The sequence below is a fragment of the Maricaulis sp. genome (genome assembly GCF_030149425.1).
In the GTDB taxonomy this organism is placed as follows: Bacteria; Pseudomonadota; Alphaproteobacteria; order Caulobacterales; family Maricaulaceae; genus Maricaulis.
On the sequence record NZ_JASBRQ010000003.1, the window covers coordinates 1 to 26,464 of the forward strand.

Genomic DNA, 26,464 nt, shown 5'->3' on the forward strand with positions numbered 1-26,464 from the left:
AACATCCTCCAGCGCTTCGGCCGAGCTGGGATAGGACCACATGCGGCAGCCGCCGGCGCCGGGGCCGGTTGCGGTGGAGTGCACGCCGATGATGGCCTTGAGGCCGGTCTTCTCATCGGTCGCAAACAGGATTTTTTCGTGATTGTCGTAGGACGGGTGTTCGAAAACACTCATGACGCGCAAAACCTTTCTGTGCGAGGCCAGCTAGAGCGCTGTAAAATCGGGCGTGGGATACCCCCTCAAGCCGCTTGCCGCAAGCGTCAGACACCGCTTGTGATCAAGCTGGGGATAACAAGTCCTGAATGCGGCGGCGCAGCAAAGGGAGGATTCTTTCCTCAAACCACGGGTTTTTCTTCAGCCATGCATTATTCCGCCACGAAGGGTGAGGTAACGGCAGAAAATCCGGTTGGTAGCGCTCACCTTGGCGCACTGTCTCGGTCAGTGTTTTTTGCATTTGCGAACGCAGATGAAAGCGCTGGGCATACTGTCCGACAAGCAGGGTCAGCCCAATCGTTGGCAATTGCGCCCTCACCTGTTCTTGCCAGAGCGGCGCACATTCCTTGCGCGGCGGCAGGTCACCGCCCTTGGCATCGAGACCGGGAAAACAGAACCCCATCGGCGCAATGGCGATACGGCTGGCATCATAGAACACCGCCTCGTCCACGCCCATCCAGTCCCGCAAGCGGTCACCGGAGGGATCGGTAAAAGGACGGCCGGAGGCCTGCACCCGCGTCCCCGGCGCCTGGCCGATGATGAGAATGCGCGCCCCCGCCCCAGCCTGGATCACCGGGCGCGGCTCATGCGGCATGGCGGGCGCACAGACCCGGCAGGCGCGGATATCCGCGAGAAGTTGATTAAGGTCAGGCCCGGCCAAGGCGGTAGACGCCTTTGAGGGCATCAAGATCTTCCACCGGCTTGCCCTTGCGCAAGATCTGGATTCGCCCGGCCTTGGCCAGGCGCAGGGCTGCCTGGCGCACATGGCCGAAGCGCTTGTGGTGATTGTCCGGATCAATCGCCTTGGCGACATCGGCCGGGGCGATAGACCGCCCCTCCGGCGCGGCCGCGACCAGTTCGAGAATGGCGGTTTCGATAGGATCGTCGGTCATGGGTTTAAGCCTTTCTCGCTTCCGGCAAGGAATAGGTCGCGCTTGCCTGGGCAATCACCGCGTCCTCGTCCTGATCCGTGGTGATGATACAGTCAACGACCGCGAGCCGCTTTCCGAGCTTGAGCAGGCGCGCCCGGCAGATCAGATCGCCCGGCCCGGCCTTGCGCAGATAGTTGATATTGATGTTGGTGGTCACCGCCAGGGCCTGGCGCCCGACATGTCCGAGGATGACCGCATAGGCGGCCAGGTCGGCCAGGGCCATAATGGTCGGCCCTGACACAGTTCCGCCCGGGCGCAGATTATCTTCCCCGGCACTATAGCGCAGGCGGGCCGCGCCCGGTGTGATGTCTTCAATGGCATATTGCCGGCCACGCTGGTGTATTTGCGGGAAGACCTCGTCGAGGAAATCGCTAACCTCGCTTGCACTCATCACCACTGTTTCGCTCACGCGTTCATCCTCGCTCGACCGGTCGAATCCGCGGGCATCATCGTGAGACGGCGCGCGAAACACAATCGGGGACCTGACATGCGGCGCGATCACCGCCCTTACTGGATGCACCGGCTCTGGGAGAATTTCGAGAATGCCTGGACCGGGCATTTCCTGGCGCCGCATTTCGAAGCGCTGGGCCCAAAGCCGAAAATTGTCCGGCCCTGGCATGTCGAGGTGTTCGGGCCGAATATCCGCGCGGGCGCGCATATCCACCTGATCGCCAGCGCTGCAGATCCGATCCGTTTCACCGTCTGGTCGCCCAAGGACCAGGCGGGGCGGATCGATATCGGCGATTTCGTTTTCATGGCCGGCGGCACCCGCATTCTTGCCGCGGGCCAGATCGAGATCGGCGATAACTGTCTCATTGCCCGCGAGGCGACGATTACCGATTGCGACTGGCACTCGCTCTATGATCGTGTCGATCCCGACCCGCCCTTCAAGCCGGTCAAGCTGGGCCATAATGTCTGGATCGGTGATGGCGCCTTCATCGGCAAGGGTGTCACGATTGGCGACCATGCCGTGGTCGGCGCCCGTTCAATCGTGACCAAGGATGTCGAACCCTATGCCGTGGTGGCGGGCAATCCGGCCCGGGTGGTCAAACGGCTCGATCCGGACACGCCGATGCGGACCCGCGCCGACCTGCTCGGCGCCGGCCCGGACACGGACCGCTTTTTCGAAAACGCCTATCGCAATACCATGGCCGGCAATTCGACCTGGGGCTGGGTCCGCTCGAAACTGTTTCCGAAACGCGGGGATTAGAGCCCGAACATCTCCATTGGCAGGGCGCCAATGGCCGCGCCCGTCATCAGCGTCGCCAGCGTCCCCGAGATCAAAGCGCGCGGGGCGAGCTTGAGAATATCCTCCCGGCGTGACGGTGCGATCGCTACCAGCCCCCCGGTCAGAATGCCGATCGAGGAAAAATTGGCGAAGCCGCACAGGGCATAGGTCATGATCAGCGCTGTGCGCGGCGACAGCTCATCGCCGGCCTCAGCCAGGGCAATATAGGCAAAGACCTCGTTGAGCGCGGTTTTCAGCCCCATCAGCGAGCCGGCCTGGAACGCCTCATTCCAGGGGATGCCGGCGAGCCAGACCACCGGGCCGAAAACCCAGCCCAAAATGCGCTCAACCGAGAGCGGTGCACCGGCAAATTCTGGCGCCAAGGCCAGCAGTACATTCACCAGCGCCACCAAAGCGGTGAAGACGAGCAGCATGAAAATGATGTTGAAATAGAGCCGCATCCCGTCCGAGACGCCGGTGGTCAGCGCGTCCATGGAGGAATGGTAGATGGTCTGCGGGATTTTCTCCTTGGTGGCCGGCTCATCGGTTTCCGCTTCCGGCGGCATCATCAGACGCGCCAGCAATACAGCGGCGGGGACGGAGATCAGCGAGGCGGTGAAGATATGCCCCGCAGCGCCCTCGATGACATCGCCAAGGAGGCCGACATAGAGCGCCATGACCGAGCCGGCGACGGTGGAAAAGCCCACCGTCATGATCAGGAAAAGGTCAGACCGGCTCATATCCGGCAGGCGGGGCCGGATCAGCACCGGGCTTTCGGTCATGCCCAGGAAAATATTGGCAGCCGCGCCAAGACTGGCAGCGCCGGACAGGTTCAACAGACGCCGGAAGATGAGCGCGAAGACGCGTACCAGGACTTCCAGTATGCGCCAGCGCCAGAGCAGGGCTGACAGGGCCGATAAGACAATTACCATCGGCAGGGCGCGGAAGGCAAACAGGTAAGCAGCGCCGGGATCGGCATCCGGATTGGGGATCCAGGGGGCTTCACTGCCGGAGAGATAGCCGAAGACGAATTGTGCGCCCTGATCGGTGACGGCCTGCAGTACGGCGACAACACCGGTCAGCGACTGCAGGAAGGCGCGGAAGGGAGCAAAACTGTAGAGTGCCCAGGCCAGGCCGAGCTGCAGGCCGATGGCGCCGAGTACGAGCAGAACCGGAATACGCTTGCGCGGACCGAGCAGCCAGGCAATCGCGGCCAGCGCGAACAAGCCGATCAAGCTGCGCATCTGCAGCGACACATCTTCCATGACATCCCCCCAGGAAGTTTGGACGCGCACCTTATTCCGCAGGCCCCGGCGGCGGCAAGGACTTGCTTCAATCGCACGAAGGCCCAAATGTGACCCCATGAGCCAAGGCATCAAGACACCGTGTGTAAAAGTCTGCTTCGTCGATCCGAAGGCGCAGATCTGTGTCGGCTGTTTCCGCAAGATGGAAGAGCTCGGCCGCTGGACCAAATATAGCGATGACGAGCGCGCCGTGATCATGGGCGAGCTCGATGCGCGGCGTGAGGCCTACCTGGCCTCCCGTCCCGCTGCGGGCTGAGGCGGGTAGTGGGTGAACGCGCTCAAACGCCTTTTTCTGCTCGCCGCCATTCCCGCGCTGATCGCCGCAGTGGCGATGCTGGCGGTGCGTATTTTGGCGGCCCCGCTCTGGCAAAACGTCGATCCGGTGACCGGCATGGCCTATGCCGGGCTGATCCTTGTGCTGCTGGCCATCGCCCTCACCGGAGGTGCGCTGGCCGGCCGCGATGTCAAATTCCGCCACGTGCTCAGCTGGGGCAGTGTCGCCCTCTCCTTCTTTGCCGTGGCCCTGCTCGATCGTGACTATACCGCCTGGGAAACCGACCGGTTGTGGGTCGAAGCCCAGCCGGAGTTCACCCACCGGCCACCGCGCAGCATGGCCCCAGGCACATCGTTTTCCAGCGTCCGGGCCGGCGAGACCATCATCCTGCAGCGTCAGCCGGACGGGCATTACTATGTCGATGCCTCGATCAACGGGGCTGAGGTGGTTTTCCTGGTGGACACGGGTGCAACCGGCGTCGCCATCACCGCGGATGATGCGCGGCGCATCGGGGTCAATATGGAGCGGCTGGACTACCGGGTGAATGTCTCGACCGCCAATGGCCGCGCCCTCGCCGCGCCGATCCTGATCCGCGAGCTCGAACTGCCCAATAACCGCTTCACCGACGTGCCCGCCCTGATCATGCAATCGGGTGGCCGATCGCTTCTCGGGATGGAAATCCTGGAAGAGTTCAGATCCGTCGAGATCCGCGATGATCAGCTGATCCTGCGCCGCTAGGCGCCGGTAATCGCTTCACGCAGCAACATCACCCCGACCACGGCCAGGCCAATCGCGAACAGGCGCTTGAGGTTCTTTTCGGGCAGGGAATGAGCCAGATGCGCGCCCAGCGGGGCCACGAAAAAGGCACAGCCGGCCAGGAGGGCAAAACCGGGCAGATTGACGTAACCCAGCGACATCGGCACCGCGTCAGAGCCCCAGCCATTGAGGATATAGCCAATGGCGCCGGGCGCACCGATGGCGACACCGAAACCGGCCGAGGTCGCGACGGCGCGGTGAATGGTCTTGCCGCACAGCGTCATCAGGGTCACGCCCATCACCCCGCCGCCAATACCCATCAGGGCTGACAGTCCGCCAATCGTATGGCCCAGGGCGATGCGCGGCAGGCCGCCGGGCATCTCATCCGCCAACCGCCAATTGGGCCGACCGAAGAAGAATTGCAGCGACAACAACAGCGCCATACCGCCGAACAGGCCGGTGAGACCGCGGCTGGGAATATAGTCAGCCACCACCGTACCGATCAGCGTGCCGATAATGATAAAAGGCGCCCAGGCCTTAAGCACCGCGAAATCCACCGCGCCTTTCTTGGCATGGGCCGAGACTGATCGCAGCGAGGTGGCGACAATCACGGCCAGGGAGGTGCCGACCGCCACATGCATGGTGCGATCACCGTCATAACCCAATGTCTGGAAGACGTAATACATCGCCGGAACCATGACGATGCCACCGCCAATACCGAACAGGCCGGCGACCAGCCCGGCCAGCCCGCCGGTCAGGGCCAGGGCGATAATCAGAACACCGTATTCTTCCACTAGGCCGCCTCGTCCATTTGCTGCGCCACGGCGGCGCGGGCTTCGTCGAGCACCTCAAGCGGCGCCCCGTGGCGCCCACCCTTTTCAGACAGGATGCGACGCCAATGGCGGCCGCCAGGCTGGCCATGAAACAGGCCCAGCATGTGCCGACTCATCGCATGCAAGGGAACGCCCTCTGAAATGCGGCTTTCGAGATAGGGCCGGTAGGCATCCAGCGCTTCGAAGCGGCTCGCTATCGGATCAGCGTCGGCACCGAAAACCAGGCTGTCAGCCTGCGCCAGCACCCAGGGGGTGTGATAAGCGGCACGGCCGAGCATGAACCCGTCCAAGTCGCCGAGCTCGGACTGGGCGTGGGGAATATCCTCCAGCCCGCCATTGAGGATGATTTCCAGCTCTGGACGTTCGGCCTTCAGGCGTCGCACCAGGGCATAATCAAGCGGCGGCACGGTGCGGTTTTCCTTCGGCGACAAGCCCTTTAGCCAGGCCTTGCGGGCGTGCACGGTAAAGCTGGTAATACCGGCCGCGGCGACGCGCTCGACGAACTCGAACAGCGCCGTCTCCGGCTCCTGATCATCAACACCGATGCGCGATTTCACCGTGACCGGAACGCTGACCACATCGAGCATGGCCTTGACGCAATCGGCGACCAGATCCGGCTCGCGCATCAAACAGGCGCCGAAGCGGCCGGATTGTACGCGGTCAGACGGGCATCCGACATTGAGGTTGATCTCGGCATAGCCGAATTCCTCACCGATCCGCGCCGCCTTGGCCAGATCAGCCGGATCAGACCCGCCCAGCTGCAGCGCCACCGGCTGTTCCTCCGTCCGGAAGCCGATGAGGTGCTGGCGATCACCATGGATCACCGCCTTATCCACTGCCATCTCGGTATAGAGCAGCGTCTGGCGTGTCAGGACACGGTGAAACGCCCGGCAATGCCGGTCGGTCCAGTCCATCATCGGCGCCACGCTCAGCTTGCGTGACAGGGGGGCGGCACTCGTCTTCATGGGGCTTCGGTTATCACGCTTTTCCGCTACGGGCACGGTTGTTCACTGTGATCGCCCGGCCAGGCATTGCGACATGGACGCAGCTGGTGTTGACTTCACCATTATCAAGTTTGGGAGCGTCTTCATGAAACATCTATGGCTTGTGGTCGGTCTGGCCATGCTCGCCGCCTGCAATGGCGCACCACAGGAAGAGCAGGCAAGCGAGGTCGCCGTATCCCACTCGGACATGGAAACCCTGCCCCGGGAAAAACGCGTTGCCTTCATGTCGGGACATGTCATGGCCGGTCTCGCGCTTTATCGCGCCGGGGCGCCCGAAGAAGCGGCGCCTCATTTGCTGCATCCGGTCTCTGAAACCCATGCTGCGGAACGCGCTGGGCTCGAGGAGCTGGGCTTTGATCCAGCCACTTTCGAAGCGGTGTCACGGGCGATCGAAGCCGGCCGTCCGGCCAATGAAGTCGAACGCCTGCTCAACGGCGCCGAGGCCAATCTGGCCTCGATGATGCGCCGCGCCGGTGGCGATCCGATTGAGATCATCAGCTATCTGATGGATGTCCTGGAAGAAGAATACGCGATCGGTGTGAGCGATGGCGTGATCACCGACCCGGGCGAATACCAGGACGCTTTCGGCTTTGCCCAGGTCGCCCAGCGTCTCGCCATGCGCGCTGACAATGAACCGCTTGCCGCGGAGCTGGCGGTTCTGGAAGCCATGTGGCCTGAGACCGGTCCCCTGGCCTCTTCAACCCCGGCCCCGGTGGCCGATGTGAATGCCCAGATTGCCCGTGTGCGCGCTCAGATCGGCTGATACTTCAAATCCAAGACAGTTCATTTAGTGGATTTCAAGACGGCTCTGGTCTGATGCCTCCTGAATGGGAGGGCATCATGGCCAAAGCGATATTTCACAAGCATCAGCGCGTCTTCGTTCAGCCGGTGGGCACGTGGGCCTTGGTCGAGCATGTCAAACCGCAATGGGTCAAGGATGTCGAAGAGCCGGTCCGGGTGTATTATGACTGCGGCCTGGGACGGGATTTCACCGCCGACGAGCTCTCCGCGGAACACACCGAAATTGTCGAGACCGGCCATTGGCGCCTGCTGCGCGCCAAGAACAAGTGGCAGAGCGACGAGGAATGTGCGCGCCATCCCTATCCGGGCACTTTCCCGGTCATTGTCACCGACAGTATGGATTGGGGCGGCTGGCGTGTCCCGGCAGCGGAATATGATCGCGACCCGACCCGCATCGAGGCCCAGGCGCGCCTTGTCGTGCAATCCCCGCGTCTGCTTCACATGGCGGAAAAACTGGTGGAGCTGACCGAGGAAGAAACCGACCTGCCCGCCGACTGGGCGGAGCTTGTGCGCCAGGCCCGGGACATCCTGCAATCGGTCAATACCAAGCCCAAATCGGCAGCGTCAGCGCCCAGCGCGAAAGCCGCATAAGAGAATTCCGTTCGCTTAAGGCGACCATAAGGTTTTTATTACAAGACTAGAGGCTCTAGCGAACCGCTCGGGCTTTTAAATGTCGCTGATCGAACAACGCAATCGCTTCCTCTCCTTCGCATTTGCTGCGGCAGATGTTCTGGTGGAGACGGATCGCGAAGGCAATGTGCTCTACGCCGCCGGCGCCACCGCCGCGCTGGGCGAGCCTCCGCTGGAGGACTCGCGAGAAGCGTTTGCACGCCGGCTCGACCCGACGTCGCGCCCGATCATGAAAGCCCTGCTGCGCGGCATGCGCCCCGGCCGCCGGTCCGGACCGGCCCGTGTGAGCTGCAATGGCCGGGCCGCCAATCTGAGCGGCTGGTTCCTCGGCAGTGATGACCGCATCCGCTGGACGCTCTCCTTTGAAAGCGCCACTCAGCCCGATGAAGTCGACCCGGATGCTTTTGCGCGATCGGCCGAGACCGCGCTGCAGGAGGCCCGCCGCCAGGGCAAATCCATGCAAATGTCGGTGCTGCGGATCAGCGGCATAGAGGAAATCGAAACCCGGCTTGGCCCCGACGATGCGGAAATGCTGTGTCATGCCGTGCAATCGGAATGTCAGCTTGCGGTCGGCTCAGACGGTGTCGCGCGGGCCGTGGACGGCAATCGCATCGCCTTGATCCATAGCAGTGACTGCAATGTCGCCGGCCTGCGCCGGTCGATCGTGAAAATTCTCCAGGCTCATGGCTTCCCGGATGCCTCGGTCAGCATCGACTCCATGAATGATGCAGAGGATGTGGAGCCGGAAATCGCCGTGCGCGCCTTCATCCACGCCGTCAATGAAGCCGCGGATTCCGCCGAGGGGCTGAACATTACCAGCCTCAAGGAAGCGGCCTCATTGATGATGCAGGAAGCCTCCCGGCAGATGAACCGGCTGCGCACCTCGATCGCGGGCCGGACCTTCGAGCCTTATGCCCAGCCCATCATCAATCTTCGCAGCGGCAATGTGCGTCATTACGAGCTCTTGCTGCGCCTGCCCGATGGCGGGTCGATTGATGCCAGTGTCGGTTTCGCCGAAAGCACCGGGGTGATCCGCGAGATCGACATGGCGATGACCGAGATGGCCCTGAACTTCCTTCTGGAGCATGACAACGCCCCGAACCTGGCCGTCAATCTGTCCGGCAATTCCCTGTCGGACAAAGCCTGGACCGACAAATTTCTCGGCCTGCTTGAAGATGTGCGTATTGACCGGAGCCGCCTCTGCTTCGAGCTCACTGAAACGGCGACGATCAAGAAGGTGCACGAGGTCAATTCAGTGATCCAGAAAGTCCGCGATCGTGGCCACCGGGTCTGCCTGGATGATTTCGGCACCGGCTCGGCCAGCTTCCAGTATCTGCGCGACTTCCCGGCCGATATCGTCAAAATCGACGGCTCTTTTGTTGAGCGTGTCGGCAAGACCGATCGCGACACGGCCCTGCTGAAGGGCATGATCGCTGTTTGCCAGGATCTCGGCGCGGAAACGGTCGCGGAGAAGGTGGAAACCAAAGCCCAGGCGGCCAAGCTCAAAGCCATGGGTGTTACGCTTGGACAGGGTTACTATTTCGGTAAGCCTATCCCGCTAGAAACGGTGCTAGACCCGAATCACAAGGCGAATCGGGCCGCGTAACCGAAGAGGCGAACCGCCATGGCCGCAGATATGAGCCGCGTCAAAGTGCTGATTGTCGATGACAACGGCTACATGCTCACCATCCTGCGTACAATTCTGCACGGCTTCGGCATCAAGCAGATCCTGGAATCCCGGGATCCGGCGGATGCGTTCGACATGGTGCGGTCCGACAGCGTCGATATCATCATCACCGATTATCAGATGGAGATTCTCGACGGTCTCGATTTCGTGCGCCTGGTCCGCACGGCCGATGACAGCCCCAATCCGCTGATCCCGATCATCATGCTGAGCGCCTACTCCGAGAAATCTCGAGTGGAAGCCGCCCGCGATGCCGGGGTGACCGAGTTTTGCTGCAAGCCGATCACCGCGAAGGAAATGTTCGCCAAGATCGCTTCAGTGATCAACGACCCGCGCCCGTTTATCCGTAACAAGTCCTATTTCGGACCGGACCGCCGCCGCCAGGACCCCGAGGATTCGACCTATAAGGGACCGGAACGGCGCAAGGGGCTGAAGTCCGTTGTACCGGATGGCGGTGAAGAAGCTGGCGACGGTATTGATCTGTCGCCGCAAGGCGACGCGGCTTAAACCGTGGATAGACCGCGACGCGTGATCGACATCGGCGCGCGACGCATTTTAGTTTGTGACCATGAGTCAGTCTGTTTCCGATAGGGCGCCCGCTTCCCAGCGGCGTGCGGCGAACCGTCAGCCGACGGTTAGCGCACCTGCGGCCGATGGAAAATCAGCCCGTGGCATGGGCGCAGGCTGGATCGTGTTTGCGATGCTGCTCTTCACCCTCGCTTACGGCGGCATCTTCGCGCTCAAGATCCAGCAGGAACGCGGCGCCCTGATGACCGAGGCGGAACGCTCCCAGGCCAATGCTGCCGGCTATCTCGCCGAGCGCGTATCGGCCCGACTCGGCGAAGTGCGCTATGCTTTGAGTTTTGCTGGCACGGATTTGTCGGCCGCACCGATGCAGGGACTGACACAGCTGGCGGAAAGCCGGCTCGACACCCTCGTCCAATCCCCTTTGATCGATAGCGGCATCATCATGCTGCCCGACGGACGCACCTTCATGAGCCGCCCGGGTGATGGCGCCCTGCGCTCAAGCGCCGGTGACGCTCTGGGCGTTGAATCCGGCATGGTGACCGCCATTGCCGACAGCGGCGATGCCTTCATCGTGCTGGCCGTCCCGGTACCGCTTGAAGATGGAACCGTCGGCGCCATCGCCGTGCGCGTTCCCGCTCAGCTGGCCCTGCCCGACTGGGGTAGTGACCGGGTCGTGGCGCTGGCGGATAGGGAAGGCCAGATGCTGGCCCTGCAACCGGTGATGGGCGGTGTCCGGGCGGGCACGCCGCTGGCGGAACGCTTCGGGCTTACCCATGACATTGTCGCCGCCCTCGCCGATGGCGGCGGCGCCACATCGGAAGCGCGCTTTGGCGAAGATCCGGTGACGTTCGCGGTGGCGCCGGTTTCGAACACCGCTTTGCACGTCTATGCCCTTGGCGCCGTTGAAATCAATCAAAGCGCCTGGATCCGCACGATCTCCTTCTACAGCCTCATGTTCGTGGCGCCGATCATCGTCGCGCTGGGCCTGGTGGGTCTGATCTTCCTGCAAATGCGCCGGCTGCGCGCTACACGCGCCCGCCTTGCGGTCAATGAGCAACGCTTCCGCTACGCCATTGAAGGGGCCCGCTGCGGGGTCTGGGACTGGAATCCGGACGCCGACACCGTCTTTGTCACCGACAGCCTGGCCCGCATGCTCGGTCTGGACGGCGCAATCGAGTGTTCCGGATCGGACTTCCTGCGCCTGTTCAGCCGCCCGGATCGCGACAAGTTGCGCGCCGCCATGCGCAGCGCGCCGACCGGCGGCGAGGTCGATCTGGAAGTCATCGCCGCGGTCGCCCCGGTGTGGCTGCAGATGCGCGGCCGCATTCTCGGCGACGGCATGGAGCGCACCTCCCGTATTATCGGCGTGGCGATCGATGTGACCGAACGCAAAGGTGCCCAGGCCCGCGTCGCGGCGGCTGAATCGCGCCTACGCGCGGCGCTGGAATCGATGTCGGAAAGCTTCGTGCTCTGGGACAGCAAGCGCCGTCTTGTGCTCTGGAACCGCAAATTCCGTGACTATTTCGATTTCTCTGACGGCCAGCTCAAGCCGGGCCTGTCCTACAGTGCCGTCGAGCAGACTGCAGCCCGGGCGATCAAGGCGGTGCACGGCGAACAGGATACGTCGGAAGCCTATGATATCGAGCTCGCCGATGGCCGCTGGCTGCACTATTCCGAGCGCGCCACCGCCGATGGCGGCCTGGTCAGCTTTGGCGCCGACATCACCGATCTCAAGCGTCACGAAGCAGCCCTGACCGAGAACGACGCCCAATTGCGCAAGACGGTGGAAGATCTGCGTGAAAGCCAGGCCCGTATCGCCGATCTGGCCAAAAAGTACGAAGAAGAGAAAATCCGCGCCGAGGAAGCCAACCGCTCCAAGAGCGAGTTCCTGGCCAACATGTCACACGAGCTGCGGACCCCACTCAATGCCATCAACGGCTTCTCGGAAATCATGCTGCGCGAAATGTTCGGCCCCTTGGGGGATGAACGCTATGTCGGCTACACCAACGACATTCTCTCATCCGGCCAGCACCTGCTCGAACTGATCAACGACATTCTCGACATGTCCAAGATCGAAGCCGGCAAGATGCAGCTGCAGGCCGAGCCGACCGATGCGGGCGAGCTGATCGAACATTGCCTGCGCATTGTCCGCGGCCGGGCTGATGAGAAACAGCTGCAATTGCGCGCTGACGTGTCCGAGCTTCCCGAGCTCGAAGTCGATCCGCGCGCCTTCAAACAGGTCGTCATCAACCTGGTTTCCAATGCAGTGAAATTCACGCCGGAAGGCGGACGCGTAACGGTGCGCGGCTTCCTCTCCGGCACCGGTGTGATCTTCCAGGTCGCCGATACCGGTATCGGTATCGCCAAGGAAGACCTGCCGCGTCTGGGTCGCCCCTTCGAGCAGATCGAGAGCCAGCATTCCAAGAGCTATCAGGGCTCCGGCCTTGGCCTGGCTCTGTCCAAATCCCTGATCGAGTTGCACGGTGGTACGATGACCATCGACTCAACCCTGGGCGAAGGCACGACGGTCAGTTTCGTCCTGCCGCTGTCGCAGGACCAGGACATCGATATCGAGGCGCTGGCCGCCCAGGCGTCCGGTGATGTCGGAAGCGAAATCGATGATGAGGAGTTGGAATTCGTCGACGGCGAACGCGCCAGTCCGGCGGCAGGCGGTCAGGCCGGCTAGCCGCCTCCTGGCGGTGGCGGCGGACGGCGGCGCGGCCCGGCACGTTCACCCTCTTCCCGGAAAGAACGCCCGCGGGCCTCGCGCAGAACCCGTGCCCGCGTGTCGGCATCGAGGTCCGCCACCAGCTCGATAAGAACCCCTTCAATATGAGCCTCAACGGCATGCCGGCTGGTCCGCATGTTCGCCAGCGCGGCTTGAGCGGCCTCAGCATCGAAAGGCTCGGCGATCATGGCCATTTCGGCCTGGCGGCGGGCCATATGCGATTCACGCATCAAGGCGCGTGAGCGCGGCGCTTCCTCGCGCATGCGGCGGCGCGCCTCGCGCCGGTCTTCAGGCGGCAGGGCGGCAATAAAGCGGCGGACATTGAAACCACGCGGGCCCGCATCCCGCTCCGGCCCGGCCGCGCGCTCGACAGTCTCGGTCGACGGCGCGACCTCGCGCTGAATCAGAAACCCGATCAGGGCGCCATTGATCAGAACCGATGCGATCAGGGCGATGATCCAGGGGGTGGGTGAGTTCAAATCTCCTCTCCCAGCCAATCGGTCCAATCCTCGTCAAAACCACTGAAAGCCTCCGCATAGATCGCTTCGGCCTGATCCGCCGGCGGGGCGATATAGCCACCGGCAAAGCCGGCAAAGACGCCGATAACCAGGGCCGCAGCAGCGGCCACCGGCGCGCGCCAGCCCCAGACCGCGACCGGCTTGGGCAGGGTTTTGAGAATACGGTGCTGTAAGAGCTCGCTCGGTTCCGGGTCGGCCATGTCGAGCAATGCGTCGAGCTCGGCTTCCAGGGCGTGCGCCTCGGCCAGAACGTCCGGGTGGTCGAGCAGAAAGGCCTGCGCCGCCTCGCGCTCGGCCGCCGGCCAGCGCGCCGGATCAGCGCCATACGCTTCGAGAATGTCTTGCATGCGTTCCCGGTTCATCGCTTCAGTCCTTCCTGCGATACCGCGACGGTATGATAGCTAGATATGAGATCACCGGCCTGTTCCATCAATAGCGCCTTGAGCTTGCGGCGCCCGCGAGCGAGCAGGCTTTCCAGCGCTTCGACACTGACCGACATCATCTCGGCAGCGGCGATATTGCTCATCTCCTGAAAATGGACGAGCTCCATTGCAATGCGCTGCCGCTCCGGCAGCTGATTGACTGCATCAACAACCCTGTTGCCGCTTTCACGGCGGGTCAGATGGGCTTCCTGATCGGGTGTCTCGTCAGCACGCTCGGGCGTTTCATCCATCAACACTTCGCGCCGCTTGCGCAAACGGTCATAGCACAGATTGATGGCAATGCGGCTGATCCAGGTGGTGACCTGGGCGCGGCCGCTTTCAAACCGGCCCGCCGCTTTCCAGACGCGGATAAACGTCTTCTGGGCCACGTCCTCCGCCTCCACCGGATCGCCCAGCATACGCTGAGCGATCCCGCAGATGCGCGGCAGACAACGCTGCATCAGGAGCCGGGCGGCATCACGATCGCCGTCAGCAATGCGGCTCAAAAGAGCCTCATCACTGTCGTCGACACCGCGTGAGCGGATGCGAAACCCGTTACGGCCCGTCTCGGCCATCAGAACTCCTGCACTGCGACGCCCATCCAGCGTGCCGGCCGAACTAGTCACGCCACCACATGCGGCGAGACTGACGCCGTTCGACGGCAGCGTCCAGCTCATCCGGGGTGATCGCCCCGTTGCCATCGGCGTCCAGCCGTTCAAACAGCGGATGTTCCACGGCCATGAATTCAGCCTGGGAGACGCGGCCATCACCATCGCTGTCGGCGCGGCGGTGCTCACCGCCCGGACCATGCCGGCCACGGCCGCCGCGGCCCCGGCGCGGTCCGCGCGCCTCTTCATCGCCGAGCTCGGCCTGGCGCTGGGCACGCAGGCGCTGATGCATCGGGTTCTGATCCTCGCCATCGAGATAACCGTCGCTATTGCGGTCCATCCAGGCGAACATTTCTGCTTGTAATTCCTCGACTTCGGCCAGGGTGATCGTGTTGTCACCATTGGCGTCGGACGCGCGGAGCATCATCATGACGCGTTCCGCGCCTTGGCCGCGATCACGGTCGCCGCCGCGTTGTGCTTCTGCGCTCGCGCCGGTGAAAGCCAGCGCGGACGTGCACAGCAGCACGAGAAGTTGAGAGCGTTTCATGTCTAGGATTTCCTTATCCTGTGGGCCTCGCTTACCTCTCAAACGCAGGCCCACGGAAAATCCGTCGCTTTTTATTCAGCTAGATGAACATAGCGCTCAAACAGGGCCCGAACGCGCGTCGCCCGCGCGTCCAAATCGTCCTTAAGCGTCGCCAAATCGGTGCTGGAACAGGCCTGACACAGCGCGATAATTGCGCCCTTGCTGGCCCGATCCGGGTCGAATCCGGAGCCGTGGGCGACTCGCAGCAGCTGCGACAGGGAGAGATAGAGCAACAGGCTCTCGATGAGAAAGCGCGCCGGCTCGCGCTCGATCACCCCGGCAGTCGACAGAGCCGTCAGCGCGGCAGAGGTGGACGCCTGGGCCGCGCCGAGCTGTTGCGCATGCACGAGCTGCAGGGTCTGGGCGATGAACTCGATATCCTGGATACCGCCAAGCCGCGCCTTCAGGTCCCAGGGCGAGCGGGCCGGCTTGGCCTCCTCCAGACGGGTCCGCATATTGCGCGCATCGGTGACAATCATCGACGCGTCCCCGGCGCCCTTGAGCACGGTCTCAATGGCGGCGGATATCCGGTCTGACAGGCCGGGATCACCGGTGATCATGCGCGAGCGGGTCAGGGCCATGCGCTCCCAGGTCCAGGCCTCACCACCGTAATAGCTTTCAAACCGGCTGAACTGCACCGCTACCGGCCCGGCCTTGCCGGAAGGGCGTAATTGCATGTCGACCTGGTAGAGCTCGCCCTCCTCGGTCGGTACCGACAGGGCGGAGACCAGGCGCTGGGTGAAACGGGTAAACCAGGTCTGTGCCTCGACCGGCGCGTCGTGCACGACCATGATGTCGAGATCGCTGTCGGCGGAGAGTTCACGCCCGCCCAGCTTGCCCAGACCGATCACCGCCCAGCGGCCCGGGGCCGGACCATAGCGGCGCTCCGCCTCGGCCAGGCAGGCCTTGGCGAGGCGTTCAATCGACGCATCCGCCATGTCGGAAAATGCCGCACCGGCGGTTTGCGCTTCGATCGTGCCGCGCAGGATCTGGGTGCCGACGCGCAAACGCTCCTCGCGCACCGAACGGCGGACCTGGTTGAGGACATCCTCGAAGGCCATAGCGTCCGGCGTTGCCTCCAGCAGGCGCTGGCGGAAGGCATCGGGCGGATCTGTATCGACCGGGATGGCAAAGCGCTGGTCAAGCATGGCGTCGATCAATTCCGGCCGCCGCGCCAGATCACTGGCCATGCGCGGCGCCAGCAGCAAAATCCCGATCAGGTCCGCCGCCAGGCCCGGCTCATTCATCAGCAGGGACAGCGGCTGCACGCCCATGGGCAGGCCTTCAAAAAAGGCCGAGAAGCGGGCGAAGGCAGCATCCGGCTCACCGGTCTCGGCCAGGGTGTCGACGAGCTGGGGCGCCCATTGGGCAAACAGCCGCCGCGCCCGGTCGGTGCGCAGTGCGCGGATCTTGCCCGCGGCCCAGCCATTGAGCCGGAACCAGATCCGGTCCGGCTCGGCAAAGCCCAGCTGGGTCAGCGTGGTCAGCGTATCCGGCGTCGGCTCGACCCCGGTCAGCACCAGCGACCCGGCGCGCGAGGCCAGTGGCTTGTCCTGTTCGAACTGGTCGGAGAAATGCCCGTGCACGCGGGTTAGCACCGCTTCGACCTCGTTTTCGAAGGCCGCCATGGTCTCAAACCCCGCCAGCGCGGCCAGGCTCGCCCGCGCCGCCTCATCCTCAGGCACGGTCTGGCTGGCCTCGTCCTGGCGCATCTGGATGCGGTGCTCCCACTGACGCAGGCGGATATAATCCTCCACCAGGGCCTGGGCGATGGGTGCCTCGACCGCACCGGCCGTGGTCAAAGCCGCCAGCGCGTCACGCGTCGCCGGGGTGCGCACATCGCGATTGCGCCCGCCCATGACGAGTTGCGGGACCTGGACAAAGAATTCGATCTCGCGAATGCCGCCCTGCCCCAGTTTCAGGTCATGCCCGGCCGGACGGATCTCGGCGCGCCGGCCGACGGTCTGGATCTGGCGGGCCAGAGAGCGGATATCGTCGATCGCGGCATAATCCAGCGCCCGGCGCCAGATGAAGGGCTGCATCGCCTCGATATAGCGCGCCCCGGCCGCAAGATCGCCGGCACAAGGCCGCGCCTTGATCCAGGCCGCCCGCTCCCAGGTCATGCCCAGCGTCTCGTAATAGTGAAAGGCCGCATCCGTCGACAGCGCCACCGGCGTCGCCCCGGGATCGGGCCGCAGGCGCAGATCGGTGCGGAAGACATAGCCGTCCGCGGTGACATCCTGCAGCGATTTTGCCACGGCCTGGATCAGGCGCGGTAGGCGTTTGCGCGCCTCCTGACCGTCCGGCAGATCGATCACCTCAGCATCAAACAGCACGACGAGATCGATATCGGAAGAATAGTTCAGCTCGCCGCCGCCCATCTTGCCCAGGGCCAGCACGAAGAGGCCGGGGAGCGGATTATCCAGCGAGACCGGCGCTGCGCACCGCCCCAGCGCCGCATTGAACCGGACATGGGCATACAGAGCGGCGCTGACCGCCGCATCGGCAAACCGCGTCACCGCCCCTGTGACCTGGCTCAGCGGCAGCGCCCCGGCCAGATCGCCCAGCCCGACAGCCAGGTGCATATCCGCCTTGGCCTGGCGCAGGACGGTGTCGAAGGCGGCCACGTCCGCCGCGTTCTGTGCCGCGTCGAAAGCGGCAGCGATCGCCTTGTCAACAACCGCGCTGACGGGGTTCCCGGTCAGAGCCAGCAAGGTCTCCGGCCGCCGCTGCGCCAGCCGCCCGAGATAGGGCGCATGGGCGAACACGCTTTCCAGGAAGTCCCGGGCCGAGCCCACCGCCTCCAGCTGTTCCGCATCCCACCCTTCAAAAAACCGCCCCGCCTCCCCGGCCACAGGGCCGGGCAGCGGTGCAAGATCTCTCAGAAGCGGACGGTCGGACGACATGGCGCCAAGCTGAACCGATCCGCGGGATGAGGGAAGAGGTTTGGGTGGTGGGTGCGCGGTGGCATCAGGCGGGTTTGGGCTCGCTAGTTAGATCCATCCGCCTCAGTAGCACTTGAATGGTCAGCAACCTCGGGTCAGAGTTCGCGCAATACGCGAACACCAGAGGGACCTCATCATGCAAAACGCGATTATTCAGTTTGAGACCAAACCCGATTTTGACCGCGGTCCTGACGCACAAAAGGCATTGATCGATGCACATCCCGATGCAGCTTCTCTATTCAGCCAGTTTCCGGGTATCGGCATTGAGTATCGCTACTCTGATCTTGGCGGCGATCTCGTAGAGCGCCTTCTGCTCGATGCGCGAGGCGCCCCGGATTCCAGTTTTCATCCAGATCTCTGTTTCACTCTGAGCTTTGGTAAGGAGGACGTCGCCAAGGTGCTGCAGGCACTCACAAGCCACCCGAAAGTGGTTTCATGCGAAATGGAGGTTGATGAAACTCCCGAAGCCCGCGCCCCGCTGACGTCCAACAACACGTCCTTCCAAAACTATTTCGAAGACTATCCGGCGGGCAATGACCTGTTCTCGGTAGCCGGCAGCGTCTCGAATGCGCGCGGCGAAGGCCTACGCGTATTCACAATCGGATACGATTTCTGGCGTGACCATCCAGAGTTCAAAAACACCCGGCACCCGATTGTCACGCCTCAGCCATTGTACGGCAGCCGAAGGGTCGGCACGCCATTTCTGGCGGTGTTGGCAGCGTCCTTGGGACAAGCGTCAATGACAGGCGGACTGCCATGGGCCGAGCACTATGTGCTTCCCGCATCCAACCCATCGAACCGTCTCGTTGTCGACCAATCCATCATGGAAGCGATACGCATAGGCGGTGAGGGTGATATCATCGTCATCGCAAGTTGGGCCGCATCTGTGAACGGTTTTAGCGACGTGCCGGTGGAATGCGCAGAATTCATCTGGAAGGCTATTCGTAAAGCGACGGATTTGGGCTTCGTCGTTGTTGAACCGGCAGGAGACGGTGGGCGCAACCTCGACGGATTCGTCAACGCCAATAATGAACACGTCCTTGATCCGATGAAGACAACCGAATTCCGCGATAGCGGTGCGGTCATGGTTGGCTCGAGCAAGTTTGTGCCGGGAACGGGGCTCACACCAAGCGACAAAACAAACCGTGGCGGTCGGATTGATGCATTTGCCGATGGAACCAACATTGTCAGCGCAGAAGACGATCCGAGCACGCCGGGTACTGGGCTCTATAACGGCTTCTCCGGCAACCAGTATTCCACAGCTGTCGTGGCCGCGGCGGTTGGTGTTGTTCAGAGCGCCTTCAAGGGCACGATCAATGTTATCCTGCCCGGGAACTCAATGCGCTGGGTTGTCGGCTCGAACGGAAAATATGTGAAAGGTATTGGTAGCCATCCGCGCCTGCGCAATGTGCTGCCATCTCTGTTTAGAGTCTTTGATGATGTCTATTTGCGCGACTTTGTGGGCGATGACGGCTCGCGTCACAACCGGCGCCAGGGATTATCCTCCAGCCCTGACATTGTAATACGATCCCAGCCCTACACTTCGGCGCAGGCGGCGATTGGTCATGGCAGCGGGCAAGAAAACAATAATCGCCTGTCCCAGCCGGTCCGGCGCGGCCGCGACAGCTATATCTACCTGCGCGGCCTGAACCGGTCACGAAATGATGCGCAGGGCGTGCTGGCTGACATGTATTATGCCAAGCCGAGCGTGCTCACCACGCCAGACAAATGGAACCGGATAGGTCAGGCGCATTTTGACAGCGCGATCCCGGCCGGCGACAAGCTTCAATGTTCGCGTGCCTATCGTTGGAATACGGCCAATATCGCCTCCGGGCATTATTGTTTTGTCGCCATCATCTATAGCGTCACCGACCGGCCTCCGAATCTCGGCGCAATCGGACATATTGCCGACTGGGTCGATTTCATCTCTAGCTCGAACAATGTCGCCTGGCGGAATTTCGATGTCGTGGGCAAGGCGCCCAACGTGCGCCACAAAGAACGCTCGGAACACCCGGTGGATGTGGGCGTGCGTTTCCCCGTTTCGCTTGGCCTGAAGCTTGAAGTCACCAGCAACTTGCCCGCACGGGCATATGTAGGCTTCGAGATCCCGGCGGTTCATGCCGGAATTTTCCAAGGCAACATCTCCTCTATCGACGCGGATACCGCGTGGCTGGAAATCGACCCTGATGGTACGCAAACCCTTATTGAAGACAACGAGGTACCGCGTCAGCTCGATCTCACACTGGTCTATCAAGACCTGCGTGGCATGGGCGATGATGGGGATAACGAGGAGTATGAGGTTTATCTGCGTTATCTCTTCAACGGGATCGAGATCGGCCGGCGGACCTGGATTATCAGCTCCTTGGCCGAGGAACCGGACGAGCCCGATCAAGAAGCCAAAGCCAACACCTGCGCCTGACGCATCGGCTGGTGCGCGGACTGGCGTTTCAGCTTTGCTCCGCAGCACCTCAGACCAGGCAAGGAAAGGAAAACACGCACCCATGAGCCAGACCGAAACCAGTGTCACCGTGGTCGTGGACCGGACCGCCTTGCCGGACAAGATTGCCGAGTTTGAAGAGTATCTGACCCGGATCCGCGCCGCAGCGGCGGAGTTTCCAGGGTTTCTTGATAGCGATGTCATCCATCCGGAGGGCACGCACCGTTATATCTTGGTATTCCGCTTCGCCTCGCAGCAACAGCTCGATGACTGGTCGGCCTCTAAGCCGCGCTGTCACTGGGTGGAAAAGATCGACCAGGTGGTCGAGGAGCCAACCAAGCTGATCACGCTGACCGGGCTGGAAACCTGGTTCTATGCGCCCGGGGGCGAGACCTACACGCCGCCGCCCAAGTACAAGATGGCGATTATCTCCTATCTCGCCATCGCCCCGACCATCATGGTGTTCAACCTGATTTTCGGGCGCTTTCTGGTCGACATACCCGGCTATCTCGCCATCTACATCACCGCCCCGTTCATCGTGCTGCTGATGACCTATGCCGTGATGCCGCTGATGACGAAGCTGTTCCAGGGCTGGTTGTTTGCCAAGGCCGGGAAGTAGGCGACGGCCGATTGGCGATCGCAGCCGGGGGCGTTGTTCTGCGCTGCTCGAACCGCACGGTTCGCAAGCGCGACCGCGCGCCGGGCGGTCAGCCCGCCCCATCGGAGGCGTTCGCAAAGCGAACTGCCGTGAGATCAAAAAATGGTGCGGGCGGCCGGACTTGAACCGGCACGACCTTGCGGTCGGCAGATTTTAAGTCTGCTGCGTCTACCAATTCCGCCACGCCCGCGCCGGGTAGACGGGCGCGATCCTACACACCCGTCTGGCGCTGGCCAGCGCTTAGGGCACCTTCTGGCCGAGGCTGTCATCGAGATAGCCGGCGCGCTCGACCAGGCCGAGGAATTCGGCGCGGAAGCCGAGCGCATCCTCGCCGGTCAGCCCTGAGGCGCCAGCCCGCACTGCAGCCCAGTCATAGGAAGGATCGCGCAGATAGGGGTCATCGCGCAGGAGCTGGGCAAAGCCGGCGACATGGACCGAGAAGCGGGCCTCCTCGCCCGCCTCCTCGAAGCGGTCGACGGCGTCGGCGGTGGTCACCGGGCGCTCGATCAGGCGGCTTTCCGCCTCGCCCGGCCGCTTATAGCGCAGCCGCAGGTGTGCGAACTCATCGCTCAACTCCGCCGGCTGGTCGGCCTGCGGCTGATAGCGCGAGGGTTCAAGCAGGAGGCCGTCCGAGCCCGGAGCGGCAATCTCGTAGATGGCGGTGACGGAATGGCCGGAGCCGATCTCGCCGGCATCGACGCGGTCATTGTTGAAATCGGCATTGTCCAGCAGCCGGGTCTCATAGCCGATCAGCCGGTATTCAGAGACGCGGGCCGGGTTGAACTCGATCTGGATTTTCACGTCTTCGGCAATCGGGAAGAGTGAGGACGCGCTTTCCTCGACCAGCATGCGACGGGCTTCACGGCGACTGTCGATATAACCCGCCGTGCCATTGCCGGCCTGGGCCAGGGTCTGCATCAGCTGGTCGTTATAATTGCCACGGCCAAACCCCATGATGGAGAGATAGACACCGCTCTCGCGCTTGCGGGCAACGAAGTCCTCCAGGCTCTCATCACGTGTCTGGCCGACATTGAAATCCCCGTCGGTCAAAAGCATGACGCGATTAACGGCTTCGGGGTCGAAATTGCGTTCGGCGAGATCATAGGCCAGCGCCAGGCCAGCGCCCCCGGCGGTGGAACCACCGGCGGAGAGGCGATCAAGGGCGGTATGGATGCGACGGGCATGACGCGCCTCGGTCGGCTCCAGCACAGCGCCCGCCGCACCGGCGTAAACGACAATGGCGACGGTATCGTCCGGATCGAGCTCTTCGACCAGCATGTGCATGGCATCGACGGCCAGCGGCAGCTTGTCCGGCGCCCCCATCGAGCCGGAAACATCGATCAGGAAGACCAGATTGGCGCGCGGGCGCTCCTCCGGCACGATGTCATATCCCTGGATGCCGATATGCAGGAGCTGGGTGTCTGCATTCCATGGCGTCGGCATGAGTTCGACATGGGTGGCGAACGGCGCATCCGTGCCCTCGGGCAGGGCGTATTCATAGTCGAAATAATTCACCATCTCCTCGACACGAATGGCATCCGAGGGCGGCAATTGCCCGTCTTCCAGGCGGCGGCGCACGACGGAATAGGAGGCGGTGTCGACATCAATGGAGAAGGTGGAGACCGGCTCATCGGCGACCGCGATGACGGGATTGATATCCACATCCTCGAAACGATCGCGATCGACGGTAATGCGCGGCTCGGCTTCGGCCATCAACCGAGACCCGGTGACCGCAATCCGCTCAGCCCCATAGGCTGGCGCATAAGCCGGTGGCGGCGGAGGTGGTGGTGAAGGCGGCGGCGGCGATGGCGGCGGCGGTGTCGAGGCCATACAGGCCGACAACATCAAAACGGATGCGAACGCGAATAGCTTGGATTTCATGCAAGTCCTCCCGCCCCTCAGGGCCCCTGTCCCGCAAGGCAGACTATTGCACAACCGCGCCATCGCGAGACCAAATCAAGGCCATCTCGCGGCGTTTTGCTGATGATTGGAGTAGAGGGCGGCGTTACGCGTCCGGGTCGATCTGCGGCTCGATGCCGAGATCGGAGACAAAGCCGGCAATGGTGTTGATGACCTCATCGAGCGCTGTCTCATCGGTCGAGCGGACAACCAGATGGGTGCCGCGGCGGATCTTGCCGTCCTGGATTTCCAGGAAATAGGGATAGGATCCAATCGAGACCTGCGGGAATTGGTCCTGCAGCTCCCCGAGCCGGGCTGCGACATCGCCTTCGCGCAGGTTTTCGCCCTTCACCGAACGCGAGCGCGTCACCGCACCGCCCTCCAGCCGATGGGCGATATCCTCGAGCATGCCGCGCGCGATCTTGGGCACGCCGGCGAGGGTGAAGACATTGCCGGTCTGGAAACCGGGTGCACCGGTCACCGGATTGACGATCAGCGAGGCCCCGTCAGGAATACGGGCCATGCGCTTGCGGCTCTCGGTCAGCGGCGTGCCGGATTTGAGATACCATTCCTCGATGATCTCCAGTGCATCGGCGCGGACATCGATATGCACCCCGAAGGCGGCGGCGATGGCATCAGCGGTGATGTCGTCATGGGTCGGCCCGATGCCGCCCGTGGTGAAGACATAATCAGCCTTGGCGCGCAGGGTGTTGACGGCGTCGACGATCACATCCTGCTCGTCCGGCACGGTGCGGCACTCGATGACATTAATGCCGATCGGCGCCAGGAAATGCGCGATCTGCTGCAGGTTCTTGTCTGCGGTGCGGCCGGAGAGGACCTCGTCCCCGATCAGCAGAACTGCTGCTGTGACCCGTTTTGCCTCACTCATGCCTCGTCCGCCCTACTCATGATGGTATGTCTCGCCAAATGCGCTTCACCGGTTATATGAGGCGGAAACGCAAAAGGCCCAACCATGAAATTCACCGCCCCTCTGATCGAAGGCCGTCTGGTCAAACGCTATAAGCGCTTCTTCGCCGATGTCGAATTGCCGGGCGGCGAGGTGGTGACGGCGCATTGTGCCAATACCGGGGCGATGACCGGGATCAAGGAGGCGGGCCTGCGGGTCTGGCTGTCCAGATCCGACAACCCCAAGCGCAAGCTGAAATACTCCTGGGAGCTGGTCGAGGCTGACAACACGCTGATCGGCGCCCTGCCCGCCCGCGCCAACGCTATCGCCGAAGAAGCGGTGGCGGCCGGCAAGATCGCCGAGCTGACCGGTTATGCCGGCCTGCGCCGCGAAGTGAAGTATGGTGAGAACTCGCGCATCGACCTGCTGCTGGAAGACGATGCGCGCCCGCCCTGCTGGGTCGAGGTCAAGAATGTGCACTGGATGCGTGCGCCCGGCGTGGCAGAGTTTCCCGACGGGGTCACCTCGCGCGGGGCCAAGCACCTGGGTGAGCTGGCGCTGAAGGCCGAGGCGGGGGAACGCGCGGTACAGCTCTTTGTCGTCCAGCGCAGCGATTGCACTGTGCTGCGCCCGGCCGAGGATATCGACCCCACCTATGCCGAGGCCCTGCGCGATGCGGCTCGCCGCGGCGTCGATGTGCTCGCCTATGGCTGCGACGTCACAACCGACGGGATCACCCTGGCCCAGGCCATGCGCGTGGAAACCGGCTGAACCCTTTCCTCTCTGAAATTTAACACCGCGCCGCGTTGTCCGGCCCGCACTTATCCTTATAGTCGCGCGGGTTTTTTGGCACCTCTCGGGGGAGGTTGAGTTTATGAAGTATCTGGTTCCGGTTCTTGCCGGTTTGGCGTTGACGGCTTGCGACCTTGAAGGTCTGCAGACCTCCGCATCGAATGAGCCCTTCACGCCGGATGTCAGCGTCGAGAATATCGAGGCGCATATCCGTTTCCTGGCGTCGGATTATATGGGCGGGCGCGATGCCGGCTCGGAAGGCTATGAAATCGCCGCCAATTACGTTGCCGCGCAAATGCGTCTGCTCGGTCTCGAACCGGCCGGTGATGGCGAGAATTCCTATTTCGCAGCCGTTCCTATGCAGGACATGCGCGCCGATGGCGAGTTCAACCAGCTCAGCTTCAACGGCGAGACCTATGCCCAGGGCGAAGGCGTGGTGATCTGGGCCAACCCGATCCACGGTGAGGCAGAGATTACCGGCGAGCTGGTCTTTGCCGGCTATGGCGTTTCCGCTGCCAATCGCGGCCATGACGACTATGCCGACCTCGATGTCGAGGGCAAAATTGTCGTCACCATGAATGGCGTCCCGGCGGGCTTCCCCAGCGAGGAACGCGCACACCACAATTCCGGCAGCACCAAGCGCGCTGTCGCCGCCGCTCGCGGCGCGATCGGCATGATCACGGTCAACTCGATGACGGATGAGCAGGCCGCCGGCTGGGCCTCCGGCTTTGCCACGCGCGAGTTCACCGCTCTGACCACGGCAACCGGTGCCTCGCCCTTCGACAGCATCGCAGCACACGCCACGGTCGGCACGACGCTGGGCACCGCCTTCTTCGACGGCGCCGAAATGTCGCTGGAAGAGGTCCGCGCCGCCATGACGGCAGACGAGCCGAGCTATCCGGTATTCGACCTGCCGCATTCCGTGACGCTGCGCCAGCGCACGCTGTCCGAATCCTTCTCCGACCCGAATGTCGTCGGCATGATCCGCGGCACGGATCCGGAACTGGCCGATGAATATGTCGTCCTGACCGCCCACCTCGACCATATCGGCCAGGTCGCGGAAGTCATGCGTGGTAGCGGCGGTTGCCGCTCCAGCGATGAGCAGGACGGGATTTGTAACGGCGCCGTCGACAATGCCTCGGGCATCTCGATCATGCTGGAAACCGCACGCACCTTCCTGGCCCAGGGCGCCCCGCGCCGCTCGATCCTCTTCGTGGCCCTGGCTGCGGAAGAAAAAGGCCTGCTGGGCTCCGAGCATTTCGCCCGCAATCCGACGGTTCCGGCCGAGAGCATGGTGGCCAACGTCAATCTCGACATGCCGGTGATCGTCTATGACTTCGCCGATGTCGTCGCCTTCGGCTCCGACCACTCCAATCTCGGCCCGATCGCCACGCGCGCCGCGGCCCGCATGGATATCGCCGTCAGCGAAGACCCGATCCCGGAACAGTCGCTTTTCGTCCGCTCGGACCACTACAACTTCGTGCGTGTCGGCGTGCCCTCGCTCTTCCTGATGACGGGTTTTGCCTCTCCGGATCCGCGCTGGGATGGCGGGGAAGGCTTTATGGGCTTCCTCAACACCTATTATCACCGCCAGACCGACCAGCTCGATGGCGAGCTTGAGGTGTTGTTCGACCAGGGCGCCAAATTCGCCAATATCAACTACATGATTGCGCGCGAAATCGCCGATAGCGACGAGACCCCGGCCTGGAATGAGGACAGCTTCTTCGGAAATATGTTCGCAGCCCAAGACTAGACAAATCGGCCTTTAGGGCACAGT

26 protein-coding genes and 1 tRNA gene are annotated in these 26,464 nt (G+C 62.8%); 12 read left to right on the plus strand and 15 right to left on the minus strand.

Annotation, left to right across the window (positions count from 1 at the left end):
• Positions 1-277 precede the first annotated feature (277 nt).
• The 3 genes from Q1V57_RS00690 to Q1V57_RS00700 are packed head-to-tail and all read right to left on the minus strand — an operon-like array spanning position 278 to position 1,554.
• Positions 278-808 carry a uracil-DNA glycosylase family protein gene (locus Q1V57_RS00690; RefSeq protein ID WP_300526884.1) on the minus strand — a complete coding sequence of 177 codons (531 nt, stop codon included), beginning with the start codon at positions 806-808 and terminating at the stop codon, positions 278-280.
• Between the two features lie 52 nt (positions 809-860).
• Entirely contained in the window at positions 861-1,106 is a 246-nt protein-coding gene (locus Q1V57_RS00695; protein ID WP_300526886.1) for a DUF3253 domain-containing protein, read from the minus strand.
• 4 nt (positions 1,107-1,110) lie between these two features.
• Positions 1,111-1,554 (minus strand): PaaI family thioesterase, encoded by a 444-nt coding sequence (locus Q1V57_RS00700; protein ID WP_300526887.1) that lies wholly within the window; start codon positions 1,552-1,554, stop codon positions 1,111-1,113.
• 78 nt (positions 1,555-1,632) lie between these two features.
• On the opposite strand from Q1V57_RS00700, the gene Q1V57_RS00705 reads away from it, so the two are divergent.
• Positions 1,633-2,355 carry a DapH/DapD/GlmU-related protein gene (locus Q1V57_RS00705; protein WP_300526888.1) on the plus strand — a complete coding sequence of 241 codons (723 nt, stop codon included), beginning with the start codon at positions 1,633-1,635 and terminating at the stop codon, positions 2,353-2,355.
• Here Q1V57_RS00705 and Q1V57_RS00710 read toward each other — a convergent pair.
• The gene (locus tag Q1V57_RS00710) at positions 2,352-3,638 is read right to left on the minus strand and encodes a nucleoside transporter C-terminal domain-containing protein (protein WP_300526889.1); all 1,287 of its coding nucleotides are present in this window, start codon (positions 3,636-3,638) and stop codon (positions 2,352-2,354) included. The two genes, Q1V57_RS00705 and Q1V57_RS00710, sit on opposite strands and share 4 nt — an antisense overlap.
• A gap of 97 nt (positions 3,639-3,735) precedes the next feature.
• Here Q1V57_RS00710 and Q1V57_RS00715 point away from each other — a divergent pair, with 97 nt between their 5' ends.
• Together Q1V57_RS00715 and Q1V57_RS00720 are read left to right on the plus strand one after the other, a co-directional pair.
• Positions 3,736-3,933, plus strand: coding sequence for a DUF1289 domain-containing protein (locus tag Q1V57_RS00715; RefSeq protein WP_300526891.1), 198 nt, complete (start codon positions 3,736-3,738; stop codon positions 3,931-3,933).
• 12 nt (positions 3,934-3,945) lie between these two features.
• Positions 3,946-4,689, plus strand: coding sequence for a TIGR02281 family clan AA aspartic protease (locus Q1V57_RS00720; RefSeq protein ID WP_300526892.1), 744 nt, complete (start codon positions 3,946-3,948; stop codon positions 4,687-4,689).
• Here Q1V57_RS00720 and Q1V57_RS00725 read toward each other — a convergent pair.
• Together Q1V57_RS00725 and dusA are read right to left on the minus strand one after the other, a co-directional pair.
• Entirely contained in the window at positions 4,686-5,501 is an 816-nt protein-coding gene (locus Q1V57_RS00725) for a sulfite exporter TauE/SafE family protein (RefSeq protein ID WP_300526893.1), read from the minus strand. The genes Q1V57_RS00720 and Q1V57_RS00725 overlap by 4 nt on opposite strands.
• Positions 5,501-6,505 (minus strand): tRNA dihydrouridine(20/20a) synthase DusA, encoded by a 1,005-nt coding sequence (gene dusA / locus Q1V57_RS00730; RefSeq protein ID WP_300526894.1) that lies wholly within the window; start codon positions 6,503-6,505, stop codon positions 5,501-5,503. The genes Q1V57_RS00725 and dusA overlap by 1 nt, the downstream gene beginning before the upstream one ends.
• 124 nt (positions 6,506-6,629) lie before the next feature.
• Between dusA and Q1V57_RS00735 the strand changes: the two genes are divergently transcribed.
• The 5 genes from Q1V57_RS00735 to Q1V57_RS00755 all read left to right on the plus strand — a co-directional run bounded on the left by Q1V57_RS00735 (position 6,630) and on the right by Q1V57_RS00755 (position 12,873).
• Positions 6,630-7,307 carry a hypothetical protein gene (locus Q1V57_RS00735; RefSeq protein ID WP_300526895.1) on the plus strand — a complete coding sequence of 226 codons (678 nt, stop codon included), beginning with the start codon at positions 6,630-6,632 and terminating at the stop codon, positions 7,305-7,307.
• Between the two features lie 77 nt (positions 7,308-7,384).
• The gene (locus Q1V57_RS00740) at positions 7,385-7,936 is read left to right on the plus strand and encodes a hypothetical protein (RefSeq protein ID WP_300526896.1); all 552 of its coding nucleotides are present in this window, start codon (positions 7,385-7,387) and stop codon (positions 7,934-7,936) included.
• Between the two features lie 79 nt (positions 7,937-8,015).
• Entirely contained in the window at positions 8,016-9,581 is a 1,566-nt protein-coding gene (locus tag Q1V57_RS00745) for an EAL domain-containing protein (protein ID WP_300526897.1), read from the plus strand.
• 18 nt (positions 9,582-9,599) lie between these two features.
• Positions 9,600-10,166, plus strand: coding sequence for a response regulator (locus Q1V57_RS00750; RefSeq protein WP_300526898.1), 567 nt, complete (start codon positions 9,600-9,602; stop codon positions 10,164-10,166).
• A 166-nt stretch (positions 10,167-10,332) separates the two neighbouring features.
• The gene (locus Q1V57_RS00755) at positions 10,333-12,873 is read left to right on the plus strand and encodes a PAS domain-containing sensor histidine kinase (RefSeq protein ID WP_300526899.1); all 2,541 of its coding nucleotides are present in this window, start codon (positions 10,333-10,335) and stop codon (positions 12,871-12,873) included.
• Here Q1V57_RS00755 and Q1V57_RS00760 read toward each other — a convergent pair.
• The 5 genes from Q1V57_RS00760 to Q1V57_RS00780 form a co-directional block, all read right to left on the minus strand.
• Entirely contained in the window at positions 12,870-13,394 is a 525-nt protein-coding gene (locus Q1V57_RS00760; protein WP_300526900.1) for a periplasmic heavy metal sensor, read from the minus strand. The two genes, Q1V57_RS00755 and Q1V57_RS00760, sit on opposite strands and share 4 nt — an antisense overlap.
• Positions 13,391-13,795: a hypothetical protein gene (locus Q1V57_RS00765; protein WP_300526902.1), complete on the minus strand. Its 405-nt coding sequence runs from the start codon at positions 13,793-13,795 to the stop codon at positions 13,391-13,393. Before Q1V57_RS00765 ends, Q1V57_RS00760 begins: the two co-directional genes overlap by 4 nt.
• Positions 13,792-14,532 (minus strand): RNA polymerase sigma factor, encoded by a 741-nt coding sequence (locus tag Q1V57_RS00770; protein WP_300526903.1) that lies wholly within the window; start codon positions 14,530-14,532, stop codon positions 13,792-13,794. The genes Q1V57_RS00765 and Q1V57_RS00770 overlap by 4 nt, the downstream gene beginning before the upstream one ends.
• Positions 14,474-15,010 (minus strand): EF-hand domain-containing protein, encoded by a 537-nt coding sequence (locus tag Q1V57_RS00775; RefSeq protein WP_300526905.1) that lies wholly within the window; start codon positions 15,008-15,010, stop codon positions 14,474-14,476. Before Q1V57_RS00775 ends, Q1V57_RS00770 begins: the two co-directional genes overlap by 59 nt.
• A 71-nt stretch (positions 15,011-15,081) precedes the next feature.
• On the minus strand, positions 15,082-17,955 hold the full coding sequence (locus Q1V57_RS00780; protein WP_300526906.1) for a bifunctional [glutamine synthetase] adenylyltransferase/[glutamine synthetase]-adenylyl-L-tyrosine phosphorylase: 2,874 nt from the start codon (positions 17,953-17,955) through the stop codon (positions 15,082-15,084).
• 175 nt (positions 17,956-18,130) lie between these two features.
• Between Q1V57_RS00780 and Q1V57_RS00785 the strand changes: the two genes are divergently transcribed.
• Together Q1V57_RS00785 and Q1V57_RS00790 are read left to right on the plus strand one after the other, a co-directional pair.
• On the plus strand, positions 18,131-20,413 hold the full coding sequence (locus tag Q1V57_RS00785) for a hypothetical protein (protein WP_300526908.1): 2,283 nt from the start codon (positions 18,131-18,133) through the stop codon (positions 20,411-20,413).
• Positions 20,414-20,495: 82 nt separating this feature from the next.
• Positions 20,496-21,050: an antibiotic biosynthesis monooxygenase gene (locus tag Q1V57_RS00790; protein WP_300526909.1), complete on the plus strand. Its 555-nt coding sequence runs from the start codon at positions 20,496-20,498 to the stop codon at positions 21,048-21,050.
• Positions 21,051-21,192: 142 nt separating this feature from the next.
• On the opposite strand, the gene Q1V57_RS00795 is transcribed toward Q1V57_RS00790, so the two are convergent.
• The 4 genes from Q1V57_RS00795 to Q1V57_RS00810 form a co-directional block, all read right to left on the minus strand.
• A tRNA-Leu gene (locus Q1V57_RS00795) sits at positions 21,193-21,279 on the minus strand.
• A 50-nt stretch (positions 21,280-21,329) separates the two neighbouring features.
• The gene (locus tag Q1V57_RS00800; protein ID WP_300526911.1) at positions 21,330-22,802 is read right to left on the minus strand and encodes a von Willebrand factor type A domain-containing protein; all 1,473 of its coding nucleotides are present in this window, start codon (positions 22,800-22,802) and stop codon (positions 21,330-21,332) included.
• 28 nt (positions 22,803-22,830) lie between these two features.
• Positions 22,831-22,974 (minus strand): hypothetical protein, encoded by a 144-nt coding sequence (locus tag Q1V57_RS00805; protein WP_300526912.1) that lies wholly within the window; start codon positions 22,972-22,974, stop codon positions 22,831-22,833.
• A 120-nt stretch (positions 22,975-23,094) separates the two neighbouring features.
• Positions 23,095-23,877 (minus strand): molybdopterin-binding protein, encoded by a 783-nt coding sequence (locus Q1V57_RS00810; protein WP_300526914.1) that lies wholly within the window; start codon positions 23,875-23,877, stop codon positions 23,095-23,097.
• 84 nt (positions 23,878-23,961) lie between these two features.
• Here Q1V57_RS00810 and sfsA point away from each other — a divergent pair, with 84 nt between their 5' ends.
• Positions 23,962-24,666 (plus strand): DNA/RNA nuclease SfsA, encoded by a 705-nt coding sequence (gene sfsA / locus Q1V57_RS00815; protein WP_300526915.1) that lies wholly within the window; start codon positions 23,962-23,964, stop codon positions 24,664-24,666.
• Positions 24,667-24,769: 103 nt separating this feature from the next.
• Positions 24,770-26,440: a M28 family metallopeptidase gene (locus Q1V57_RS00820; protein ID WP_300526916.1), complete on the plus strand. Its 1,671-nt coding sequence runs from the start codon at positions 24,770-24,772 to the stop codon at positions 26,438-26,440.
• Positions 26,441-26,464: the final 24 nt, after the last annotated feature.

Coding starts and splice junctions, on each gene's coding strand:
- Q1V57_RS00690 (WP_300526884.1), bottom strand. CDS start 808: ATGCCGCATGAGCCGCGCCCGGTGATCCAGGCTGGGGCGGGGGCGCGC.
- Q1V57_RS00695 (WP_300526886.1), bottom strand. CDS start 1,106: ATGACCGACGATCCTATCGAAACCGCCATTCTCGAACTGGTCGCGGCC.
- Q1V57_RS00705 (WP_300526888.1), top strand. CDS start 1,633: ATGCGGCGCGATCACCGCCCTTACTGGATGCACCGGCTCTGGGAGAAT.
- Q1V57_RS00710 (WP_300526889.1), bottom strand. CDS start 3,638: ATGGAAGATGTGTCGCTGCAGATGCGCAGCTTGATCGGCTTGTTCGCG.
- Q1V57_RS00715 (WP_300526891.1), top strand. CDS start 3,736: ATGAGCCAAGGCATCAAGACACCGTGTGTAAAAGTCTGCTTCGTCGAT.
- dusA (WP_300526894.1), bottom strand. CDS start 6,505: ATGAAGACGAGTGCCGCCCCCCTGTCACGCAAGCTGAGCGTGGCGCCG.
- Q1V57_RS00735 (WP_300526895.1), top strand. CDS start 6,630: ATGAAACATCTATGGCTTGTGGTCGGTCTGGCCATGCTCGCCGCCTGC.
- Q1V57_RS00740 (WP_300526896.1), top strand. CDS start 7,385: ATGGCCAAAGCGATATTTCACAAGCATCAGCGCGTCTTCGTTCAGCCG.
- Q1V57_RS00745 (WP_300526897.1), top strand. CDS start 8,016: ATGTCGCTGATCGAACAACGCAATCGCTTCCTCTCCTTCGCATTTGCT.
- Q1V57_RS00750 (WP_300526898.1), top strand. CDS start 9,600: ATGGCCGCAGATATGAGCCGCGTCAAAGTGCTGATTGTCGATGACAAC.
- Q1V57_RS00755 (WP_300526899.1), top strand. CDS start 10,333: ATGGGCGCAGGCTGGATCGTGTTTGCGATGCTGCTCTTCACCCTCGCT.
- Q1V57_RS00765 (WP_300526902.1), bottom strand. CDS start 13,795: ATGAACCGGGAACGCATGCAAGACATTCTCGAAGCGTATGGCGCTGAT.
- Q1V57_RS00770 (WP_300526903.1), bottom strand. CDS start 14,532: ATGAGCTGGACGCTGCCGTCGAACGGCGTCAGTCTCGCCGCATGTGGT.
- Q1V57_RS00775 (WP_300526905.1), bottom strand. CDS start 15,010: ATGAAACGCTCTCAACTTCTCGTGCTGCTGTGCACGTCCGCGCTGGCT.
- Q1V57_RS00780 (WP_300526906.1), bottom strand. CDS start 17,955: ATGTCGTCCGACCGTCCGCTTCTGAGAGATCTTGCACCGCTGCCCGGC.
- Q1V57_RS00785 (WP_300526908.1), top strand. CDS start 18,131: ATGCAAAACGCGATTATTCAGTTTGAGACCAAACCCGATTTTGACCGC.
- Q1V57_RS00790 (WP_300526909.1), top strand. CDS start 20,496: ATGAGCCAGACCGAAACCAGTGTCACCGTGGTCGTGGACCGGACCGCC.
- Q1V57_RS00800 (WP_300526911.1), bottom strand. CDS start 22,802: ATGGCCGAAGCCGAGCCGCGCATTACCGTCGATCGCGATCGTTTCGAG.
- Q1V57_RS00810 (WP_300526914.1), bottom strand. CDS start 23,877: ATGAGTGAGGCAAAACGGGTCACAGCAGCAGTTCTGCTGATCGGGGAC.
- sfsA (WP_300526915.1), top strand. CDS start 23,962: ATGAAATTCACCGCCCCTCTGATCGAAGGCCGTCTGGTCAAACGCTAT.
- Q1V57_RS00820 (WP_300526916.1), top strand. CDS start 24,770: ATGAAGTATCTGGTTCCGGTTCTTGCCGGTTTGGCGTTGACGGCTTGC.